Below are 20,325 nucleotides of genomic sequence, written 5' to 3' on the forward strand. Positions count from 1 at the left end.
TGTCCTCAGCCCTTCTTGACGGCTTCGTTCACGGCGTCGACGATGGCCTGCGCATCGCCCTTGCCGGCGAGCATGTCGACGACGGCGACGTTCAGCGCGTTGCCGACGTTCTGCCCGAAGAGGGTGTCGAGCCAGACGGAGACGTACGGTGCGTCCTCGTACGCGGCGAGCACGTCCTGGAGGGCCGGGTCGGTGACGACGCCCTGTGCGTCCTTGCTGGCCGGGAGGGTGACGAACGCCTCGGCGTACGCCTCCTGGTACTCCTGCTGCATCACGAAGTTGAGGAAGTCGGCGCACTCGTCGGGCGCGTCCACGTGGCAACTGAAGCCGTCGACGCCGCCCATCATGGCAGCCGGGTCACCTTCGCCCGAGGCGGTGGCCGGGAACGGGAACCAGCCGAGGTCGGGGAGCGGCTTCGTGTCGGGCGTGAGCGATGCGATCACGCCCGGGTCCCATGCGCCCATCAGTTCCATCGCGGCCTTGTGGTTGGCCACGAGCCCGGCGGAGGAGCCCGCACCCTGCTGCGCGGACGTGGTGAGGAAGCCCTCGTTGAAGGGCTCGGCGGCCGCGAACTCTTCGAGGGCCTCGCCGGCGCGCAGCCAGCAGTCGTCCTCGAACGTCGGGTCGGATGCCGCCTGCGCGATGACATCCTGCGAGCACTCGCGAAGCGCGAAGAAGTAGTACCAGTGCGCGGCCGGCCAGGCGTCCTTGGCGCCGAGGGCGATGGGGCCGACGCCTGCGGTCTTGAGCTTGTCGGTGGCCTGCACGAGGTCGTCGATCGTGGCGGGGGTCTCGGTGACGCCGGCCTGGGCGAAGAGGTCCTTGCTGTAGTACAACCCGCCGGGGAGGATCGACATTGGCATGCCGTAGACGGCGCCGTCCACCGAGAGTGCCTGGAAGGCCGCCTCGCCGACCGCTTCCCGCGTCTCGTCCGTGATCCGGTCGGTGAGATCCTGCACCTGGCCGGCCTCGACGACCGCGGCGAGCTTGCCGCCGCCGCGTGCCATGAAGATGTCGGGAGCGTCGCCCGAGTTCAGGGCGGTCTGGAGCTTGCCGTCCATGTCCTCGTTCTGGATGGACTGGATCTTGATCGAGACCCCGGGGTTGGCCTTCTCGAAGTCGGCGGCGGCCTCCTTCCAGAAGGCCTGACCGGGGCCGGTGGTGGAGTTGTGCCAGAAGCTCAGGCTGACCGATCCGTCATCCGAGCCCTCGGCACCGCCACTGCAGCCGGCGAGCGTGCCGGCGGCAAGGACGACGCCGGCGCCGAGCGCCGCGATGCGGCCGATGCTGCGTCTGTTCATCTTTGAACCTCTCGAAAGTTTCGACACCCACGTCGAAAGTGATCTGGACACCTTGAATATACGACGGTTCCGATATGGGGTCAAGCGCAACAAATTGCGGCGTGGCGGGATCGGACCCGCCACGCCGCCCCTAGAGTGGACGCGTGAATGACCGGGGCGGGACGTTCGACGGGGTGCACCGTCGAAACCTCTCGAAAGTGCTGCGTCTCGTGCACCTCGAGGGCGCCATGTCGCGAGCCCGCCTGACGGCGCTCACGGGACTGAACCGCTCCACCGTCGCAACCCTCGTGGCCGAGCTCGTCGAGCTCGGCCACGTCGTGGAGCAGCCGCCGGATCCCACCAACCGGGTCGGACGCCCCTCGCCCGTCGTCGCGCCCGATCCGGGGGTGCTCGTGCTCGCCGTGAACCCCGAGGTCGACGCAATCACGATCGCCGCGGTGGGGCTGGGCGGCGGCATCCCCGTGCGTGAGCGCATCGAGGTCGACCACCTGCCGAGCCCCGAGGAGACCGCCGAACTCGTCGCCGCCACGCTCGAACGCTGGGTGGCGGGTGAGCTCAACGGAGCCCGCCTCGTGGGCATCGGGCTCGCCGTGCCGGGCCTCGTGCGCGCATCCGACGGCCTCGTGCGCTGGGCGCCGCATCTCGAGTGGACGGATGCCCCGCTGCGGGCGCTCGTCGAGGAGGCGACCGGGTTGCCCGCGGCCGTCGGCAACGATGCGAGCTTCGGCGCCCACGCCGAGCACCTGTTCGGAGCCGGACGCGGCGTCGACGACCTCGTCTACCTCAACGGCGGCGCGAGCGGCATCGGCGGCGGACTCGTCGTGCACGGGCGGCTCGTTGGTGGCACCGGAGGATACGCAGGGGAGTTCGGCCAGAACCGACCCGGCATCGCCGACCCCGCCGACCGCCGTGCCGAGGGCGGCGTGCTCGAGGACGAGGTCAGCCGATCCCGGCTGCTCGACGTCGTCGGCCTCGCGAGCGCCGACGAGCCGACGCTCGCCGCCGCGCTCGCCGCGTCGGTCGCACCCGAGGCGGCGGCGGAGCTCGCCAGGCAGCGACACATCCTCGCGACCGCCCTGTCGAACGCGATCAACGTGCTGAACCCGTCGCTCGTCGTGCTCGGCGGCTTCCTCGCGACCGTCGCCGAGAGCGACCCGGCCGATCTCGAGCAGGCCGTCGGCGCGCAGACCGTCGCGGCCGCGTTCGAAGAGGTCTCGATCCGCGTCGCGGCGCTCGGCGAGGACCGGCTCATGATCGGGGCGGCTGAGGCCGCGCTCTCACCCCTGCTCGCCGACCCGCTGGCCGCGGCGCGCGACTGACCGGAGCGCCCGCGTCCGACCGGCGCGGACGGCGTTCTCCGACACCGACGTGGCGGATCGACTTGTTCCCACCAGGGGTGCTGCCGCTACACTGGACGACAGTCGAATCGATTCGAGGCCTCGCGGCCGAGATCGCCCCGCGACGGCGTCCAGCACCGGACGCCGTCGTTCTGTCTCCCGGCGCCCGAGGGCGCGCGCCGCCGCACTCCAGCACGCTCGGGAACACGCATGTCCTCCACCTCCTCCATCCCCATCATCCGGCCCGATGACTACACGGCGCCGGCGCACCCGGGCGACCTCCTCACGCGTCGCCAACGCCTCGTCTACGTGCTCGTGCTCGGTGCGCTCACCGCCCTCGGCCCGTTCACGGTCGACCTCTACCTCCCTGCGTTCCCCGTGCTGCAGGACGAGCTCGGCGTCTCCGCCGCCGCCGTGCAGCTCACCCTCACGGGCACGATGATCGGGTTCGGATTCGGCCAGCTCATCGTCGGCCCGTGGAGCGACAAGGTCGGGCGCCGGCTCCCGCTGATCCTGGCCACGGTGCTGCACATCGCGGCATCCGTCGGCGCGGCACTCTCGCCCGACATCGTCTGGCTGAGCGTGTTCCGCCTGCTGCAGGGCTTCGGCGCTGCGGCCGGCGGCGTGGTCGCGATGGCGATGGTGCGCGACCTGTTCGGCGGAAAGCCGCTGGTGCGTATGCTCTCGCGGCTCGCGCTCATCAACGGTCTCGCCCCCGTGCTGGCGCCGGTCATCGGCTCGCAACTGCTGGGCGTCATGGACTGGCGCGGCGTGTTCTGGGTGCTCGGCGCCTACGCCGTCGTCGTGGTGGGCGCCGTCGCGTTCCTCATCGTCGAGACGCTTCCCGAGTCGCGCCGGCACGTCGCCGGTCACTCGACCCTGCGCGACCGCTACAGCGCGCTCTTCCGCGACCGTGTCTACCTCGGCGCCGCGATCATCGGCGGCATGACGTTCACGGGGCTGTTCGGGTACCTGTCGACCTCGTCGTTCCTGTTCCAGGAGCTCTACGCGTTCTCCGCACAGGAGTACGGACTCCTGTTCGCGGTGAACTCGATCGGCGTCATCGTCGGCGTGCAGACGAGCTCTCGGCTGATGCGCGGGCCGGTGCCGCCGCAATGGATCCTCGCCGCCGCCACGTTCGTGCACTTCAGCATGGCGATCGCCATCATCGTGCTCGACTCGAACGGCGCGGGATTCTGGGGCACCGCGATCCCGCTGTGGTTCTACATCCTCGCCTGCGGCTTCTCGTTCCCCGCGGTGCAGGTGCTCGCGCTCGCGCGTCACGGCGCCGAGGCGGGCACGGCCGCGTCGCTCCTGGGCGCGTTGAACTTCGGGCTCGCCGGGCTGATCTCGCCGCTCATCGGCCTGCTCGGCGTCGGCAGCGCGGTGCCCATGGCGTTCGTCATGCTGCTCGCCGCGTCCGTCGCGATCGTCGCGCTGTGGGCGCTCGTGCGGCCGAAGACCGTGCCGCCGCTCAGCGACTGAGGGCGGCGCCTTCCCACGAGCGGATGCCCCGAGCCGAGCGGATGCCGCGGCAGCTCGCGGCGGCATCCGCTCGCGCTCATTCCTGCGGATATACGATCGGGCACGCCGTGCCGCAGGCGGGTTCGGCGGCGTGGCGGATCGTATATCCGCAATATCGTGCGGATGAGCGCGCGGGCGTGCGAATGAGCGCGCGGGCGAGCGGATGCCACCACGCGAGCGATGCCACCAGCCGAGCGGATGCCACCAGCCGAGCGGATGCCACGGCGACGTGCTGCGGCATCCGCTCCCGACCTTGACTAACGTGGTGGGATGACGGAACGCGACGACCCTGCGGCGCAGCCCGCCGAGGCGCCCGACACCGCCCAGGAGGCGACGGGTCACGACCCGACCCCGACGATCGCCGACGACCTGCGGCCGGAGCAGCGCGAGGCCAAGGCGCAGCGGCTCGGGCGCCGCGTCCCGATCGTGAGCGGCGTCTCGGCCGTGATCGCGGCCGCGCTCATGGGCCTCATCGTCACCGTGCGTTCGGGTGACCTGGCGTTCGAGTTCGACGAGGAGTGGGCCGAGGACGTCCTCGCGTTCCGGGGGCCGGTGGGCGACGTGGTCTCGTACTTCATGAACGGCCTGGGCGGCGGCATCGTCGGCGTCTTCATCGTGCCGATCGGGATCGCCCTGATCCTGCTCGTCGCTCGGCGACCTTGGGCTGCCCTGTACTTCCTGGCGGCCTCGGCGGTGAGCGCGGGCGCGGTGCAGTTGCTGAAGAACCTGTTCGGGCGAGCGCGGCCCGAGGACATCATCGTGCTCAGCGACTTCGGGTCATTCCCGTCGGGGCATGTGGCGAATGCCGCGACCATCGCGGTCGCCATCGGCATCATCGTGCCGTACGCGTGGGTGTGGGTGCTCGGGGCCGCCTACACGCTCCTGATGGCCCTGAGCCGCACGTACCTCGGCGCGCATTGGATCTCGGACACCGTCGGCGGGATCCTCGTCGGCGTGGGCGCGGCCCTGCTCATGTGGGCCGCGTTCGCGGCGCCGCTCGAGCGGGAGCGGCTCAAGCGGCTGGCGGAGGTCTCGGCCCGGAACGCCGCGCGCGCCCAGGGGAACGTCACGCCGCCCGCGCGGCCGCGCGATGCGGGGGAGTGAGCCGGGCTTCTGGTCAGGGCGTGATCTGCACACCCGTCGACTCCCGGGCCACGATCCGGAAGTCGGGCTTGATCTGACGGGGCGGGCGACGTTCAGCCTTCTCCCCGATCCGCTCGAGGAGCAGCGCTACGGCATTCTCGGCGATCTCCTCCCGGCCGGGATCGACACTCGACAGGGAGGGGACGGAGAACCGGGACTCATCGATGTTGTCGAAGCCGATGACGGCCACCTCCTCCGGCACCCGGATCCCGGCCTCGCCGAGGGCTCGGAGCACGCCCAGGCCGAGCGTGTCGTTGAGTGCGAAGACGGCGTCGAACGACACTCCCTCGTCGAGCATGCGGCGAACGGCATCCGCTCCGCTCTCACGGTTCCACGGCTCGGCGACGCGGATCAGCTCGGCCGCTTCGGGGATGCCCGCCGCGTCGAGCGCCTTGCGATAGCCCAGTTGCCTGAGGGTGGCGGAGCTCGCGTCGTCGTCGGTCGAGGTGGGGGCGCCGACGAGCGCGACGCGGGTGCGACCGAGCTCGAGGAGGTGCTCGACGGCGGCCCGCGCCGACGAGGTGTTGTGCATCGTCACGTGGTCCGTCGGGCCCCCGAAGATCCGCTCGCCGAGCAGGACGAGGGGGATCGGAACCTGGAGCGAATCCACATCCTTCTGCCCGAGGCTCACCGGGCTGAACAGGAGGCCGTCGGTCAGGTGGAGTCGTCCGCCGCCGAGCGAGAGGAGCTCCTTCGATCGGTCGCCGTTGGTCTGCTCGATCAGGACACTCAGGCCGCGGCGCTCGGCAGCGCGGATCACCGCATCGGCGAGTTCGGCGAAGTAGTTCTCGCGCAGGGCCGGCACCGCGAGCCCGATGACGCCGGTCCGTCCGGACCTGAGCCCGCGCGCCGAGAGATTCGGACGGTAGTCGAGCTCGCGAATGGCGCTCAGTACGCGCTCCCGCGTCTGGGGTCGCACGTGCGGGTACTCATGCACGACGTTCGAGACCGTCTTGATCGACACGCCGGCAACCCGCGCAACATCGTGCAGCGTTGCCCCCATCGGCGCCTCCGTCCCTCCGCGTACCCCAGCGGCCACTGTACTCCAGCGATTCGGCCGACCCGCTCGCCCTGCACGGCCCAGTGCGCCACCCCATTCCGCGGAGTGCATCACAGTAGGATGCCGAGGTGAGGACGGACGGAAGCGGTTCCACTCGCCCGGGCGCGATCAGGCCCCGGCTCGTGGTCGACGAGGTCTACGACCGGCTCGTCGAACTCATCGTCGACGGCCACATCGTCGCCGACGCTCCCCTCGGGATCGACGCACTCAGCCGTGAGCTCGGCGTGTCGACGAGCCCGATCCGGGAAGCGCTCGCCCGCCTCGAGTCGACGGGGCTGGTACGGCGGATGGCACTGCGCGGCTACCGGGTCGCTCCCGAGCTCACCCCCGCCGAGCTCGGCCAACTCCTTGACGCCCGCCTGCTGATCGAGCCGGCCGCGGCCGGCACGGCGGCGTCGCGGCATCCGACGACCGATCTCGCGTCCGACCTCGACGCGACGATCCGGGCGCTCGCCGACGCGCCCCGGGGCCCGACGTTCGAGTTGTTCCGCGAGTACTACGAGGCCGACCGCCGATTCCACCGTGCCGTCATCGCGGGCACCGGGAACGCGTTCATCGCCCACGCCTACGACGCGTTGGGCGGGCAGTTCCAGCGGTTCCGGTTGTTCTCCGGCCGAGGAGTGACCGACGCGGACGCGACCATCGCCGAGCACACCGCCGTGCGCGATGCGATCGCCGACGGGGATCCCTCTGCCGCGGAAGCCGCAATGCGGCGTCACCTCGTGGGCGTGCGATCGCGCGCGCTGGGGGAACTCACCGGCTCCTGAGCTGCGGGATCATCGATCCCTGCGTCCTCGTCCTCGAATCGTGTATCGTGCACGATATTCGATTCCCGAGGAGCACGGATGCCGCTGACCGCTGACGATTGGCCGATCGCCGCCGCGATGCTCCCGTTCAGGGCCGCCCCGCCCGACGCGCGGCACGCCGACGAGGAGACCGTCGGCCGGTGGCTCGAGGACCTGCTCGAGGTCGCCGACCTCGGGTTCGACGCGGTCGACCTGACGGACACCTGGCTGGCCTACGGAGACCTCGCCCCGTCGCACGTCGCCGCGCTTCGCACCGCCCTCGCCGAAACCGCGCTCGCGCCGCTGTCGATGTCGGTGATCCGCCGCAGCGTCATCGACGAGCAGGTCGGTGCTGAGAACCTCGCCTACTCCCACCGATGCATCGACGTGGCGGCCGAGCTGGGCTCCGGCGTCGTCTCCGTGGGCCTTCATCGCCCGCTCACGCCCGAGCAGCAGCGCCAGCTCTGGTTCTGGACGGTGCCGGGCCATCGGGATCGGATGGGCGACGCCGAAGCCTGGGCCCTCGCGGTCGCGCGCTTCCAGGAGCTCGGCCGTCACGCGGAGGAGCTCGGCATCCTGCTCTCGCTCGAACTGTACGAGCACACGTTCCTCGGCTCGGCCGAGTCCGCCGTTCGCCTCGTGGAGGACATCGGGTCGCCGTCGGTGGGCCTCAATCCCGATATCGGAAACCTCGTGCGGCTCCACGGGCCGATCGAGAGCTGGCGCGAGGTCGCCGAGGCGACGATGCCGTACGCCAACTTCTGGCACGTCAAGAACTACCACCGCGACGAGGAGCCGGGCGGCGCACGCGTCACCACGACTCCGTCGTACCTCGAGGACGGGGTGATCGACTACCGCTCCGCCCTCCGGATCGCCCTGGATGCCGGGTTCCAGGGTGTGATCTGCACCGAGCACTACGGCGGCGACGGCCTCAGCGTCAGCGCCGCGAATCGCGACTACCTGCGCACCCGGGTGCTCCCACGGCGGCCGCGCCTCCTCGGCACGAGCCGCGTCACGCAACAGTACGGAGGTGGCGTCGGATGACGCGGATCCATGGAGAGATCGATCGATTCGTCGAGGACGCACTCGACGGACTCGTCCTCGCGCACCAGGGCGAACTGCAGCGCGTGGACGGCGGCGTCATCCGGCGGCATCCGCTCGCTCCCGGACAGGTGGCGGTCGTGATCGGCGGCGGCTCGGGCCATTACCCGTCATTCGCCGGACTCGTCGGCCTGGGCCTCGCCGCCGGCGCCGTCTGCGGCAACATCTTCACCTCGCCGTCGGCGGGCCAGGCGTTCCGGGTGGCACAGGCGGTCGAGACCGGCGGCGGGGTGCTGTTCAGCTACGGGAACTACGCCGGTGATGTCATCCACTTCGGCGAGGCCGAGCGGCGGCTCCGCGAGAACGGCGTCGACGCCCGCACCGTCCTGGTCACCGACGACGTCGCGAGCGCGCCGCAGTCGGAGGCCCAGCGGCGGCGCGGCATCGCGGGCGACCTCGTGGTGTTCCGCATCGCCGGAGCGGCAGCCGAGCGCGGCGACTCCCTCGACGAGGTGGAACGGCTTGCACGTATCGCCAACGACCGGACGCGTACGCTCGGCGTCGCCTTCTCGGGGTGCACGCTCCCAGGTGGCGGCGAACCGCTCTTCACGGTGCCAGAGGGGATGATGTCCGTCGGCCTCGGGATCCACGGGGAGCCCGGCATCCGGGACGTGCCGCTGCAGTCGGCTCCGCAGCTCGCACGCACGTTGCTGGAGCCGCTCCTCGAGGAGCGCCCTGTCGCGGCCGGTTCCAGGGTCGCGGTGATCGTGAACGGGCTCGGGACCGTGAAGTACGAAGAGCTCTTCGTCCTCTTCCGGTACGTTGCGCAGGAGCTCGACGCCGCCGGACTCGAGATCGTCGAGCCGGAGTGCGGGGAGCTCGTCACCAGTCTCGACATGGCGGGCGTCTCGCTCACGCTGTGCTGGCTGGACGCCGAGCTGGAGGAACTCTGGCATGCGCCGGCCTACACGCCCGCGTACCGCAAGGGGGCGATGGCGGTCGGCCCCGACGTGCGCCCCTTGGTCACGCCGTCGAGCCTCGAGGAGCCGCCGGCCCCGAACGGCTCGAGGTCGGTTTCCGAGGGTTCCGCGGATGCCGCGGCCCACGCGCTTCGACTCCTCGCGGCGGCTCGGAGCGAGATCGAAGATCAGGTCGAGGAACTCGGCAGGCTCGACGCGGTGGCCGGAGACGGAGACCACGGGATCGGGATGCTGCGGGGACTGACGGCCGCGTCGGATGCCGCTCAGGCGGCGGGCGCCCGCGCCGGCCTCGCCACCGTGCTCGAGGAGGCCGGCGAGGCCTGGTCGGAGCGCGCCGGTGGAACCTCCGGCGCGCTGTGGGGAGCGGCGTTGCGCTCGCTCGGTGCGTCGTTCGGCGACGCCGATGCATACGGTGAGAACGACCTCGTGGCCGCGCTCGTCGCCGCGCGCGACCGGATCGTCGAACTCGGCGGCGCACGAGTGGGAGACAAGACGATGGTCGATGCGATCGTCCCCTTCAGCGACACGTTCGCCGACGCCGTCGCCCGCGGCGTCCCGGTGCCGGCCGCACTGCGAAGCGCCGCCGACGCGGCGTCGTCGGCAGCCGAGGCCACGGCATCACTCTCGCCGAAGCTCGGCCGGGCGAGGCCGCTCGCCGAGCGCAGCGTCGGGCATCCCGACCCGGGGGCGATCTCATTCGCGATCATCGTCCGGGCGGTGGCCGCCGAGACGCATGCCGCATCGTCCACGGTGCGGGCGCGCGGAGAAGCGGGGATCGTCTGATGGGCTGGAAGATCGTGGTCGGAGCGGACGACGCCGGACTCGCCTACAAGGAGGTGCTTCGCGAGATGCTCGAAGCGGACCCGCGGGTCGACGAGGTCATCGACATCGGTGTGGGCGAGGCCGACACCACTCCGTATCCGCTCGTCGCCATCACGGCGGCGAACCGGGTGGTGCGGGGTGATGCGGATCGGGCGCTGCTCGTGTGCGGCACCGGTCTCGGCGTGGCCATCGCCGCGAACAAGGTGAGGGGCATCCGAGCGGTCACGGCGCACGACAGCTATTCGGTCGAGCGATCCGTGCTCAGCAACGATGCCCAGGTTCTGGCCATGGGGGCCAGGGTCGTCGGCATCGAACTCGCGAAGAAGCTGGTCGACGAGTGGCTCGATCTCCGGTTCGACCCGAGCAGTCCGTCGGCGCGCAAGGTCGCGCTCATCGAGGGCGACCCGATCGCCCGCAGCGAAGGGGTGCCGGAATGATCGCGAAGGTCGCCGTGGTGGGATCCGGGTACATGGGCGGCGGGATCGCACAGGTGCTCGCGCTGTCGGGCCGGCAGGTTCTCCTCGCCGACGCCTCCGCTGACCAGGCGCTCCGGAGCCGGGAGCGGATCATTCGCGAGGCCGCCGACTTCGCGACCCGCGGTCTCCTTCCCCCGGACTCGGCGGATCGTCTCGCGGCGGCGGTGGCGGCGGCGACCTCCATCGAGTCCGCCGTCGCCGAAGCCGATTTCATCGAGGAGGCCGTCCCCGAGATCCTGGAGCTCAAGCACGATGTGCTGCGGCGCATCAGCGAGGCGACGCGACCGGAGGCGGTCATCGGCAGCAACACCTCCACGATCTCCATCGGAACCCTGGCGGAGGTGGTCACTCGACCGGAGCGCTTCCTCGGCGTGCATTTCAGCAATCCCGCGCCGTTCATTCCCGGCGTCGAGGTGATTCCGCATGACGGCACCGCCCCCGACGTGGCTCCGCGGGTGATCGAGCTGCTGGAGCAGAGCGGGAAGACCGGCGTTGAGATCCCGGATGTCACCGGCTTCGTCCTGAATCGGCTGCAGTACGCGCTGTTCAGCGAAGCGGCGCGTCTCGTCGAAGAGGGAGTGGCGACTCCCGAATCGGTCGACCGCATCGCGAGGACCACGTTCGGATTCCGGCTGCCGTTCTTCGGGCCGTTCGCGATCGCGGACATGGCCGGCCTCGACGTCTACGACTTCTGCTATCGATCGCTGCATGACGCGTATCCCGACCGGTTCATCCGGCCCGCCGCACTGGCCGAGCGGGTGGAGCGCGGCGAGCTCGGCGTGAAGACCGGGAGCGGCTTCCTCTCGACGCCCGCGGAGCGCCTGCCCGACCTGATCGCGTACCGCGACCAGGCGTACGCGGCGATGCAGGAACTTCTGGATCGCCTGGGTGCGCCCGACGTCGAGTACTGACCATCCGAAGAAGTCCTTGACAAGCGCGGCTCGCAACGCGCTATCCTCTGTTCAACGTTGAAAGTACAACGTTGTACATCCCGCGTGGAAACACGGTGCTGCAGCCCCCTCGCAGCTGATGCCGCCCTTCCGCCTCCGGGAATGCACCGACAACGACGTCCACGCTTCCGAAGGGAACACCACAGTGAAGACCAAGCAAGTCATAGCCGTCACAGCGACGCTCGTGCTCGCGGGCACCCTGACCGCCTGCACCGCCGGCGACGATGGCGGCGGAGGCGGCAACGATGCCACCAACTGCACCAACAGCATTCCGAAGGCCGACCTCCCGGTGGTGACCATGTGGGCCTGGTATCCGAACATGGAGCTCGTCGTCGACAACTTCAACGAGCAGAACGACGAAGTCCAGGTGTGCTGGACCAACGTCGGTCAGGGCGGTGACGAGTACGACAAGTTCCAGACCGCCATCACGGCGGGCACCGGTGCACCCGATGTGATCATGATCGAAGCCGACCGCATCCCGACCTTCCAGGTGCAGGAAGGCATCGTCGACATCCGCGACTTCGGCTACGAGGACGTCAAGGACGACTTCAGCGAGGGCGCCTGGAAGGACGTCTCGGTCGGCGACGGCATCTATGGCGCTCCGGTCGACGGTGGCCCGATGGGGATGATCTACCGCAAGGACGTCTTCGAGCAGTACGGTGTCGTGCCGCCCACCACCTGGGCCGAGTACGAGGCGGCCGCACAGAAGGTCAAGGACGCGGGCGGGCCATTGTTCGGCGACCTCGGTGCGAACGTGCCCGCCGTCATGATGGCGCTGCAGTACCAGAACGGGGCGCAGCCGTTCACGTACGACGCGGCGTCGCCCGAGACGATCGGCATCGCCCTCAACGATCCCGCCTCCAAGGAGGTGCTCGACTACTGGGCCGGCCTCGTCGAGAAGGGCCTCGTCGGCACGCAGGACCAGTTCACGCCGGAATACATCGCCGGTGTCATCGGTGGCGACTACGCGACCTACATCTCTGCAGCGTGGGCACCCGGATACCTGACCGGCGCCGGCGTCGGTGAAGGTGAGGACGCCGGCGTGTGGGCGGTCGCACCGCTTCCGCAGTGGGATGCGGCCAACCCCGTGTCGGTCAACTGGGGCGGATCGGCGTTCTCCGTGACGAGCCAGGCGAAGGACCCGGAGCTCGCGGCCAAGGTGGCGTTCGGGGTCTACGCCGACGAGGCCTCGCTCGCCGACGGATGGCAGAACCAGGTCATCTTCCCGCTCAACCAGGGCGTGCTGAACTCCGCGGACTTCGAGAACTACGAGGTCCCCTTCTTCGACGGGCAGCAGGCCAACAAGGAGGTGTACGTGCCGGCGGCCAACGCCTACACCGGCATGACGTACACCCCGTTCGGCCAGTACTACTTCGATGCCTTCACCGAGCAGTTGGCCTCCATCAATGAGGGCGCGGTGACGGGCTCGGAGGCGGCCGACCTGCTGCAGGACGACGTCGTCGCCTACGCAGAGGAGCAGGGATTCACCGTCGAGTGACGTGAGAGCCGCGGGCCGGTCCGCCCAGCGGGCCGGCCCGCACACGTCCCTTCCACCGAACCCGACCGGAGTACCCCATGACCGTCGACCTCATCGAAGACGTGCCTGTTCAGACCGAGGGACGCGTGCGATCCCGCAGGGGGAGCACTGCCCGCCACAACCTCACCGGCTGGGCATTCCTGTTCCCATTCGCAATCGTCTTCGTCGCATTCCTCGTCGCGCCGCTCTTCTACGCGCTGTACCTCAGCCTGTTCCAGAACCAGATGATCGGCGGAACGCGGTTCGTGCTCTTCGGCAACTACGCCAAGGCGTTCACCGATCCCGACTTCCTCGACGGCGTCTGGTTCGTCATCCGCTTCTCGATCGTGCTGATCCCGGCCCAGATGCTCGTCTCGCTCGCCGTCGCGCTGGTCCTCGACATCGTCACGACGTCGTTCGCGCGCTTCTCGCGGCTCATGATCTTCCTGCCGTATGCGATCCCGGCGGTCATCGGTGCACTGATGTGGGGGTTCCTCTACAGCAAGAGCTTCGGGCCGCTCGCCGAGGTGTTCGGGCTGTTCGGCGCGAATGCGCCCGACTTCCTGAGTCGCGACCTCATCTTCGTCGGCCTGCTCAACATCGTCATCTGGCAGTGGGCGGGCTACTACATGATCATCCTCTACGCCGCGCTGCAGGGCATCGACCCCAACCTCTACGAGGCTGCTCGCATCGACGGCGCCAACCAATGGCAGATCATCCTGCGGATCAAGATCCCGCTGATCGCCCCGGCTCTCGTGTTGATTCTCGTATTCGCCCTCATCGGCACGTTGCAGTTCTTCAACGAGCCGCAGATCCTTCGCTACCTGGCCGCCGGCGCGATCACGGCCGACTTCACGCCCAACATGTACGCCTATCAACAGGCGTTCGCGCTGGCGAACTACAACTACGGATCGGCGATCTCGTTCGCACTCGGCGCCGTGGTCTTCGTCTGCGTCTACATCTTCCTGTTCCTCACCCGGAAGCGCGGGGACTTTCTCTCATGACTGCACTTGCTCTCACCGCTGCCCGTCCGCAGCGCCGCCCACCGCGGTACCTCCCGCTCCAGGTCATGCTCGGGTTCCTGCTGGTCTACTTCCTCATCCCGTTCTGGTGGGTGATCGTCAACAGCTCGAAGGATGCCTCGGGGCTGTTCGGCGGCGGAAGCGCGCTGTGGTTCGCCGACAACGTCGACTACTGGGGCAATCTCGTGCAGTTGTTCACCTTCCAGGACGGCATCTACGCACGATGGTTGGTGAACTCGGCCCTCTACGCCGTGGTCGGCGGGGTGGGGGCGACGATCCTCGCCGCGACGGCGGGCTACGGCTTCGCGAAGTACCGGTTCGCCGGTCGACGTTCTGCGTTCGCCATCCTCCTCGGATCGGTGATGGTGCCGGCGACGGCGCTCGTGATTCCCACATTCATCATGTTCTCCCAGTTGGGGCTGACCAACACGATCTGGGCGGTCATCCTGCCGACGCTGCTCAACCCCTTCGGGGTCTACCTCATGCACGTCTACGCCCGCGATGCGGTGCCGGACGAACTCATCGATGCCGCCCGGGTGGATGGCGCCAGCGAGCTGCGCATCTTCGTCCAGGTGGCGCTCCCGCTGCTGCGGCCCGCCATCGTCACCGTGCTCCTGCTCTCGGTGGTCTCCTCGTGGAACAACTACTTCCTCCCGCTCGCGATGCTCTCGGACAACCGCCTCTTCCCGGTGACGGTCGGCATCGGGCTCTGGCAGGGGATCGCATCGGCGAACAACGCCGGGAGCACGTCGCTCTGGAGCATCATCATCCTCGGCTCACTCGTCTCGGTGATCCCGCTGATCATCGCCTTCCTGACGCTGCAGAAATACTGGCAGGGCGGGCTCGCGATCGGCAGTCTGAAGTGACGTGACCGGCGCCGACGCAACATCCGCCCCCGTCATCACACAACAGGCATTGAGGACCATGAAGCGCGCACATCTCACCATCGACCCCCACTTCGTCGTCGGCCCGGTCAATCGCCGGCTCTTCGGCTCCTTCGTGGAGCACCTGGGCCGATGCGTATACGACGGCATCTACGAGCCGAGCCATCCGAGTGCCGACGATGAGGGCTATCGCACCGACGTCATCGACCTCGTGCGCGAACTGGGGGTCTCCACCATTCGCTATCCCGGCGGGAACTTCGTCTCGGGGTACCGGTGGGAGGACGGCGTCGGACCTCGCGATCAGCGGCCACGCCGACTCGACCTCGCGTGGCACTCCACCGAGACGAACGAGGTCGGGCTCGACGAGTTCACGTCGTGGCTGCGGAAGGTCGGGAGCGATCTGATGTACGCGGTGAATCTCGGCACCCGCGGCGTGCAGGACGCGCTCGACGTGCTCGAGTACGCCAACATCCGGTCGGGCACCGCCCTCAGCGACCGGCGCATCGCCAACGGCACGGGCGACCCGCACGACATCCGCATGTGGTGCCTCGGGAACGAGATGGACGGGCCATGGCAACTCGGTCACGGGACGGCCGCGGACTACGCCCAACTGGCGTCGAAGACCGCGCGGGCGATGCGCCAGGTCGACCCCGACCTCGAGCTCGTCGTCTGCGGGAGCTCGAGCGCCCACATGCCGTCGTTCGGCGAGTGGGAGCGCGTCGTGCTCGAGCAGACCTACGACGATGTCGACTACATCTCGTGCCACGCGTATTACGAGCCGAAGAACGGCGATTATGCGAGCTTCCTCGCGTCGGCCGTCGACATGGACCGCTTCATCGACTCCGTCGCGGCCACGGCCGACCACGTGAAGGCGGTCCGCGGCAGCGAGAAGACGATGTACATCTCGTTCGACGAATGGAACGTCTGGTACCAGTCCCGGTACAACGAGGTCGACAAGATCACCGACGTCCACGACTGGCCGGTCGCTCCGCGGCTGCTCGAGGACGCCTACTCGGTCGTGGACGCGGTCGTCTTCGGCAGTCTCCTGATCTCGCTCATCCGCCACGCCGATCGCGTCACCTCGGCCTCGTTGGCGCAGCTCGTCAACGTGATCGCGCCGATCATGACGGAGCCTGGCGGCCCGGCGTGGCGGCAGACGACGTTCTTCCCCTTCTCGGTGACGTCCGCGCTCGCACGTGGAGTCACCCTGGAGCTCAAGCTCGACTGCCCGACCGCCCGAACCGATCTCTACGGCGACGTGCCGATCGTCGACGCCGTGGCGACCCACGATCCCGACACCGGCGCGACCGCCGTGTTCCTCGTGAACCGCAGCCTCCACGAGGAGGTGTCGATCGACATCGACACGAGTATCCTCGGCGACGTCGCGATCGAGTCGTTCCGCACCCTCCACGACGACGACATCCACGCCGTCAACACGCTCGCCGCCCAGGACCGCGTGTCGCTCCGTGACAACGACTCCGCGCGAGTGAACGAGGGTGTCGTGACGGTGACGCTGCCGCCGGTCTCGTGGTCCGCGCTCACGCTCGCATGACCGGGACATCCGTCATGGAACAGGAGATCCTGCGGGTCGAGGGCACCCGCATCATGGCGGGGGCCACCCCGGTACTGCTGCGGGGCTTCGGGCTCGGCGGTTGGATGAACATGGAGAACTTCATCACCGGATACCCCGGCACCGAGTCGCAGCAGCGACGGGCGCTGCGGCGGGTGCTGGGTGACGAGGGATACACCCGGTTCTTCGATCGGTTCCTCTCGGTGTTCTTCACCGACGAGGATGCCGCCTTCCTCCGCGGCCTCAGTCTGAATTCGTTGCGCGTGCCGTTCAACTACCGGCACTTCGAGGATGACGATGCTCCGTTCGTGATCAAGGAGGAGGGCTTCCGACTCCTGGACACGGTCATCGACAGCTGCGCACGGTATGGGATCTACACCATCCTCGACCTCCATGCGCTTCCCGGTGCCCAGAACCAGCACTGGCACAGCGACAACCCGACCCAGTGGGCCCAGTTCTGGAGCCAGCGACAGTTCCAGGACCGTGTGGTGAACCTCTGGGAGCACGTGGCCGAGCGCTACAAGGACAACCCGTGGGTCGCGGGCTACAACCCCGTGAACGAGCCTGCCGACGCCCACGGCGACGGCATCCGACCGTTCTACGAGCGTCTCGAGGCGGCGATCCGCGCGGTGGACCCGCGACACATCCTGTTCCTCGACGGCAACCGCTATTCGACGCAATTCGACCAGCTGGGCGACCCCATGCCGAACTGCGTCTACACGGCCCATGACTACGCGCTTCCGGGGTTCGTCGACGGCGGGCCGTACCCCGGGGAGAGTCGGGGCAAGTTCGTCGATCGCGATGTCGTCGAGGAGACGTTCCTCGAGCGCACGGCCTACATGCGGGAGACGGGCACTCCGATCTGGGTGGGCGAGTTCGGACCGGTCTACACGGGAGATCCCGCCCGTGACGCGCAGCGCTATCGACTGCTGCAGGACCAGCTCGAGATCTACCGGCGGCATGAGGCGAGCTGGGCCCTGTGGACGTACAAGGACATCGGTCTGCAGGGAGTCGTCCACGCGGACCCGGATTCGGCATACCTTCGTCGGATCGCACCCGTGATCGAGAAGAAGGCTCGGCTCGGCGTGGACTCGTGGGGCTCCACCGACGCCGGTGTCCGCGACATCCTCGAGCCGGTCGAAGCGCTCTTCCGCACCGAGTTCCCCGAGTTCCAGCCGTACCCCTGGGGAGCCCATCGCTGGATCCACGGCCACATCCGCCATGTGATGCTGGCGGAGGCGATGGTCGACGAATTCGCGCGCGCGTTCGAGGGCGTGCAGCCCGATGAGGCGGAGCGCCTCGCCGATGCGTTCGCGTTCCGTGAGAGCCGCGTGCGGGAGCCGCTGGCCGGTCTGCTGAGGGATTCCGTCTCGGCTGGATGACAGGCTTCCGGCGTGAATACAACGTTGGAAATCAATCCTTGACAAGTGCTCGCGGTTTCGAGCAGCATGAACGCGAGGTCGATTTACGACGTTGTAAATTCCACGTTCCGCCTTGCGCGTCGGTGTCAGACCTCGCTTCGGCCAGCCGCACGGCTGGCTTCTCCGTGGTGTTCCACCCCGCGTCCCGTTCAGTCGGGACCGAGTTGAGAGGAAGTAAGGATCGATGGAGATCACTGCACTGGAGCGCCGGCCGCGGCGTTCCCTCCGATGGCGCCGATCGGCGTCCATACTCGCGGCGATGGCCGTCGTCGCGAGCACCCTCATGGCGACACAGCCTGCTGCGGCCGAGGACCCATGGCTCACGCAGCTCGACGACGGCTACATCCGCTTCACCATTCCCGCCGCCGCCGTCGAAGCCGCGGTCGGGCCCGTGTCCCAGGTGGTCGTGGAAGGCAACTTCGCGCCGTCCGCCAACTGGGGCCAGATCGGGCTCTCACGCAGTGGTGCCAACTGGTCGACCACCTTCGGGCCGCTCGCCCCGGGCCTGTACTACTACCAGGTCACCGGCGACGACTCGAAGGTCCTGAAGGATCCGACCAATCCGACGACGGTCGCCTCGGAACCGGAGTGGAGCACGTTCTTCGTTCCCGGCGACTCGGCGGCGCTGCTGGCCGACGCCCCGGAGGCCGCCGGCACCGTCGAGACGCTGGCCTATCACAGCGACGTCGCGGGCGAGGAGCGCTCGGCCCTGGTGTGGACGCCCCCGGGATACCGCACCAACGGCAAGCCGTACCCCGTCCTGTACCTCCAGCATGGCGGCGGGCAGGGATATCGGGACTGGACCGAGGTCGGTCGGGCTGAGCAGATCCTCGACAACCTGAGTCTGTCCGGTGCGCTCGCCGACATGGTCGTCGTCATGGGCGACGGCAACGTGCCCGATTTCACCACCGAGCTGCTCGAGAACCTGATCCCTGCGGTCCGCGACGCCTACCACGTCTCGAACGCCAAGAAGGATCGGGCGCTGGCGGGCCTGTCCATGGGCGGCGTGCAGGCGTTCCGGGTGTTGCGCGACCACCCCGGCGAGTTCGCCTACGTGGGCGTCTTCGGCGCCGGTCCCAGCCGCTTCGGCGACATCACGGATGTCCCGGTCGCGGAGATCAACGACCTCACCACGTTGTTCCGCCTCTACGTCGGAAACAAGACGGATATCGCCTACAACGACGCCTTCGATTCGATGGCGCAGTTCGACGCACTGGGCCTCGAGTACCAGTTCGACGGCGTGAACCCCGACAACGGCCACAACTGGGATGCGTGGCAGGAGAACCTGGTCGACTTCGCACCGCGGCTGTTCCATGGTCCGAAGGAGACCGGAGACCCCGGCTTCAGCGAGGGCCACACGGCCCTCGAGGCACGCTTCGAGCCGCCGGCCGAGGGCACGACGCCCACGCCGTGGATCACCGACGACGGGTTCGTCACCTTCGAGACCACGACGGACTTCGCGGATGCCGACTACGTCTCGGTCTGGGCCAACTGGGGCCCGGGAGGCAGCTGGGTTCGCGTCGAGATGAACAAGGTCGGCGATCGTTGGCGGGCCACCGTCGGGCCGCTGGACCCCTGGTCGTACTACTACCGGCTGATCGTCGACCGGGTGTCGACCAAGGACACCTCCAACCCGACGAAGGTCACCTCGGAGCCGGCGTGGAGCACGTTCTTCATCGAGGGTGAGGAGTCGCGGTTGCTCGCCGATGTTCTGGAAGGCGAGGGTGGGACGCTGGACGTGCTGACGTACCAGAGTGCCGTCGTAGGCCAGGAGCGGAGCGCGTACGTCTGGACGCCGCCGGGGTACGACCCCGATCGCGCCGAGCCCTATCCGCTGTTCGTGTTGAATCACGGCGGCGGGCAGAGCTGGACCGACTGGGTCGAGGTGGGTCGTGCGAAGCAGATCCTCGACAACCTCACCCGGGACGGTGAGGCGGAGCCGATGATCGTCGTCATGCCGAACGGCAACGTGTCGAACTTCAACGCGGAGGTCCTGGGCAGCCTGCTCCCGGCAGCGGAGGCGAGGTACCACCTCAGCACCGATCCGGCGCAACGTGCGATGGCGGGGCTGTCCGCCGGTGGTGCGCGCACGGCCGGGATGCTCAAGGCGAACCCGGGTGCGTTCGCGTACATCGGGCTGTTCTCCGCCGGGTTCGGCTCGACCGCCGGACTCGATGTCGAGGCGATCAACGCAGGCACCGACCTGCTGCGCATGTACATCGGCGACATCACCGACTTCGTCTACCCGGGGGCGATGAACTCCATGGCGCAGATGGAGGCGGCCGGCATCGAGTTCGAGTTCGACGGGATCACCATGGGCCCGCACGGTTGGGACCCGTGGCAGAAGAACCTGATCGATTTCGCTCCGCGCCTGTTCCACGACGCGCAGTGAGATGAGCCGGCTACGCCGAGTCGACCGGATCCACCGTCGTCGAGCAGCCCGGTGCGGCGATCGCCGGCATCACCATCGCGTTCAGCCTGCTGCCCGCCGCC

At 68.7% G+C, this 20,325-nt stretch carries 17 protein-coding genes; 14 read left to right on the forward strand and 3 right to left on the reverse strand.

The features are described from left to right. Positions 1 to 5 precede the first annotated feature (5 nt). On the reverse strand, positions 6 to 1,301 hold the full coding sequence (locus AB0K73_RS19955; protein ID WP_360519087.1) for an extracellular solute-binding protein: 1,296 nt from the start codon (positions 1,299 to 1,301) through the stop codon (positions 6 to 8). A gap of 143 nt (positions 1,302 to 1,444) precedes the next feature. Here AB0K73_RS19955 and AB0K73_RS19960 point away from each other — a divergent pair, with 143 nt between their 5' ends. Both AB0K73_RS19960 and AB0K73_RS19965 read left to right on the forward strand, forming a co-directional pair. After that, on the forward strand, positions 1,445 to 2,620 hold the full coding sequence (locus tag AB0K73_RS19960; RefSeq protein WP_360519090.1) for an ROK family transcriptional regulator: 1,176 nt from the start codon (positions 1,445 to 1,447) through the stop codon (positions 2,618 to 2,620). Between the two features lie 228 nt (positions 2,621 to 2,848). After that, the gene (locus AB0K73_RS19965; protein ID WP_360519093.1) at positions 2,849 to 4,123 is read left to right on the forward strand and encodes a multidrug effflux MFS transporter; all 1,275 of its coding nucleotides are present in this window, start codon (positions 2,849 to 2,851) and stop codon (positions 4,121 to 4,123) included. Between the two features lie 76 nt (positions 4,124 to 4,199). On the opposite strand, the gene AB0K73_RS19970 is transcribed toward AB0K73_RS19965, so the two are convergent. Then, complete coding sequence (locus AB0K73_RS19970) at positions 4,200 to 4,403, reverse strand: hypothetical protein (protein WP_360519096.1); 204 nt, start codon at positions 4,401 to 4,403, stop codon at positions 4,200 to 4,202. Between the two features lie 29 nt (positions 4,404 to 4,432). Between AB0K73_RS19970 and AB0K73_RS19975 the strand changes: the two genes are divergently transcribed. Beyond that, complete coding sequence (locus AB0K73_RS19975) at positions 4,433 to 5,266, forward strand: phosphatase PAP2 family protein (protein ID WP_360519099.1); 834 nt, start codon at positions 4,433 to 4,435, stop codon at positions 5,264 to 5,266. A 13-nt stretch (positions 5,267 to 5,279) separates the two neighbouring features. Here AB0K73_RS19975 and AB0K73_RS19980 read toward each other — a convergent pair whose 3' ends face one another. After that, complete coding sequence (locus tag AB0K73_RS19980) at positions 5,280 to 6,308, reverse strand: LacI family DNA-binding transcriptional regulator (protein ID WP_360519102.1); 1,029 nt, start codon at positions 6,306 to 6,308, stop codon at positions 5,280 to 5,282. Between the two features lie 125 nt (positions 6,309 to 6,433). Here AB0K73_RS19980 and AB0K73_RS19985 point away from each other — a divergent pair, with 125 nt between their 5' ends. The 11 genes from AB0K73_RS19985 to AB0K73_RS20035 all read left to right on the forward strand — a co-directional run bounded on the left by AB0K73_RS19985 (position 6,434) and on the right by AB0K73_RS20035 (position 20,224). Continuing rightward, positions 6,434 to 7,132: a GntR family transcriptional regulator gene (locus tag AB0K73_RS19985; protein WP_360519106.1), complete on the forward strand. Its 699-nt coding sequence runs from the start codon at positions 6,434 to 6,436 to the stop codon at positions 7,130 to 7,132. Positions 7,133 to 7,210: 78 nt separating this feature from the next. Then, positions 7,211 to 8,194 (forward strand): sugar phosphate isomerase/epimerase family protein, encoded by a 984-nt coding sequence (locus tag AB0K73_RS19990; RefSeq protein WP_360519109.1) that lies wholly within the window; start codon positions 7,211 to 7,213, stop codon positions 8,192 to 8,194. Continuing rightward, positions 8,191 to 9,954 carry a dihydroxyacetone kinase family protein gene (locus tag AB0K73_RS19995; RefSeq protein ID WP_360519111.1) on the forward strand — a complete coding sequence of 588 codons (1,764 nt, stop codon included), beginning with the start codon at positions 8,191 to 8,193 and terminating at the stop codon, positions 9,952 to 9,954. The genes AB0K73_RS19990 and AB0K73_RS19995 overlap by 4 nt, the downstream gene beginning before the upstream one ends. After that, the gene (locus tag AB0K73_RS20000) at positions 9,954 to 10,430 is read left to right on the forward strand and encodes a ribose-5-phosphate isomerase (RefSeq protein ID WP_360519114.1); all 477 of its coding nucleotides are present in this window, start codon (positions 9,954 to 9,956) and stop codon (positions 10,428 to 10,430) included. Before AB0K73_RS19995 ends, AB0K73_RS20000 begins: the two co-directional genes overlap by 1 nt. Next, entirely contained in the window at positions 10,427 to 11,380 is a 954-nt protein-coding gene (locus AB0K73_RS20005; protein ID WP_360519117.1) for a 3-hydroxyacyl-CoA dehydrogenase family protein, read from the forward strand. Before AB0K73_RS20000 ends, AB0K73_RS20005 begins: the two co-directional genes overlap by 4 nt. 184 nt (positions 11,381 to 11,564) lie before the next feature. After that, positions 11,565 to 12,917 carry an extracellular solute-binding protein gene (locus AB0K73_RS20010; protein WP_360519121.1) on the forward strand — a complete coding sequence of 451 codons (1,353 nt, stop codon included), beginning with the start codon at positions 11,565 to 11,567 and terminating at the stop codon, positions 12,915 to 12,917. A 77-nt stretch (positions 12,918 to 12,994) separates the two neighbouring features. Further along, positions 12,995 to 13,939, forward strand: a complete 945-nt coding sequence (locus tag AB0K73_RS20015) for a sugar ABC transporter permease (protein WP_360519124.1) — start codon at positions 12,995 to 12,997, stop codon at positions 13,937 to 13,939. Further along, on the forward strand, positions 13,936 to 14,823 hold the full coding sequence (locus AB0K73_RS20020; RefSeq protein ID WP_360519127.1) for a carbohydrate ABC transporter permease: 888 nt from the start codon (positions 13,936 to 13,938) through the stop codon (positions 14,821 to 14,823). The genes AB0K73_RS20015 and AB0K73_RS20020 overlap by 4 nt, the downstream gene beginning before the upstream one ends. Before the next feature lie 58 nt (positions 14,824 to 14,881). Continuing rightward, entirely contained in the window at positions 14,882 to 16,393 is a 1,512-nt protein-coding gene (locus AB0K73_RS20025; RefSeq protein WP_360519130.1) for an alpha-N-arabinofuranosidase, read from the forward strand. Then, on the forward strand, positions 16,390 to 17,793 hold the full coding sequence (locus AB0K73_RS20030; RefSeq protein WP_360519133.1) for a cellulase family glycosylhydrolase: 1,404 nt from the start codon (positions 16,390 to 16,392) through the stop codon (positions 17,791 to 17,793). The genes AB0K73_RS20025 and AB0K73_RS20030 overlap by 4 nt, the downstream gene beginning before the upstream one ends. A 298-nt stretch (positions 17,794 to 18,091) precedes the next feature. After that, positions 18,092 to 20,224 (forward strand): alpha/beta hydrolase-fold protein, encoded by a 2,133-nt coding sequence (locus tag AB0K73_RS20035; protein ID WP_360519136.1) that lies wholly within the window; start codon positions 18,092 to 18,094, stop codon positions 20,222 to 20,224. Positions 20,225 to 20,325 lie beyond the last annotated feature (101 nt).

The sequence above is a fragment of the Agromyces sp. NPDC052230 genome, assembly GCF_040679595.1.
Classification (GTDB): domain Bacteria; phylum Actinomycetota; class Actinomycetes; order Actinomycetales; family Microbacteriaceae; genus Agromyces.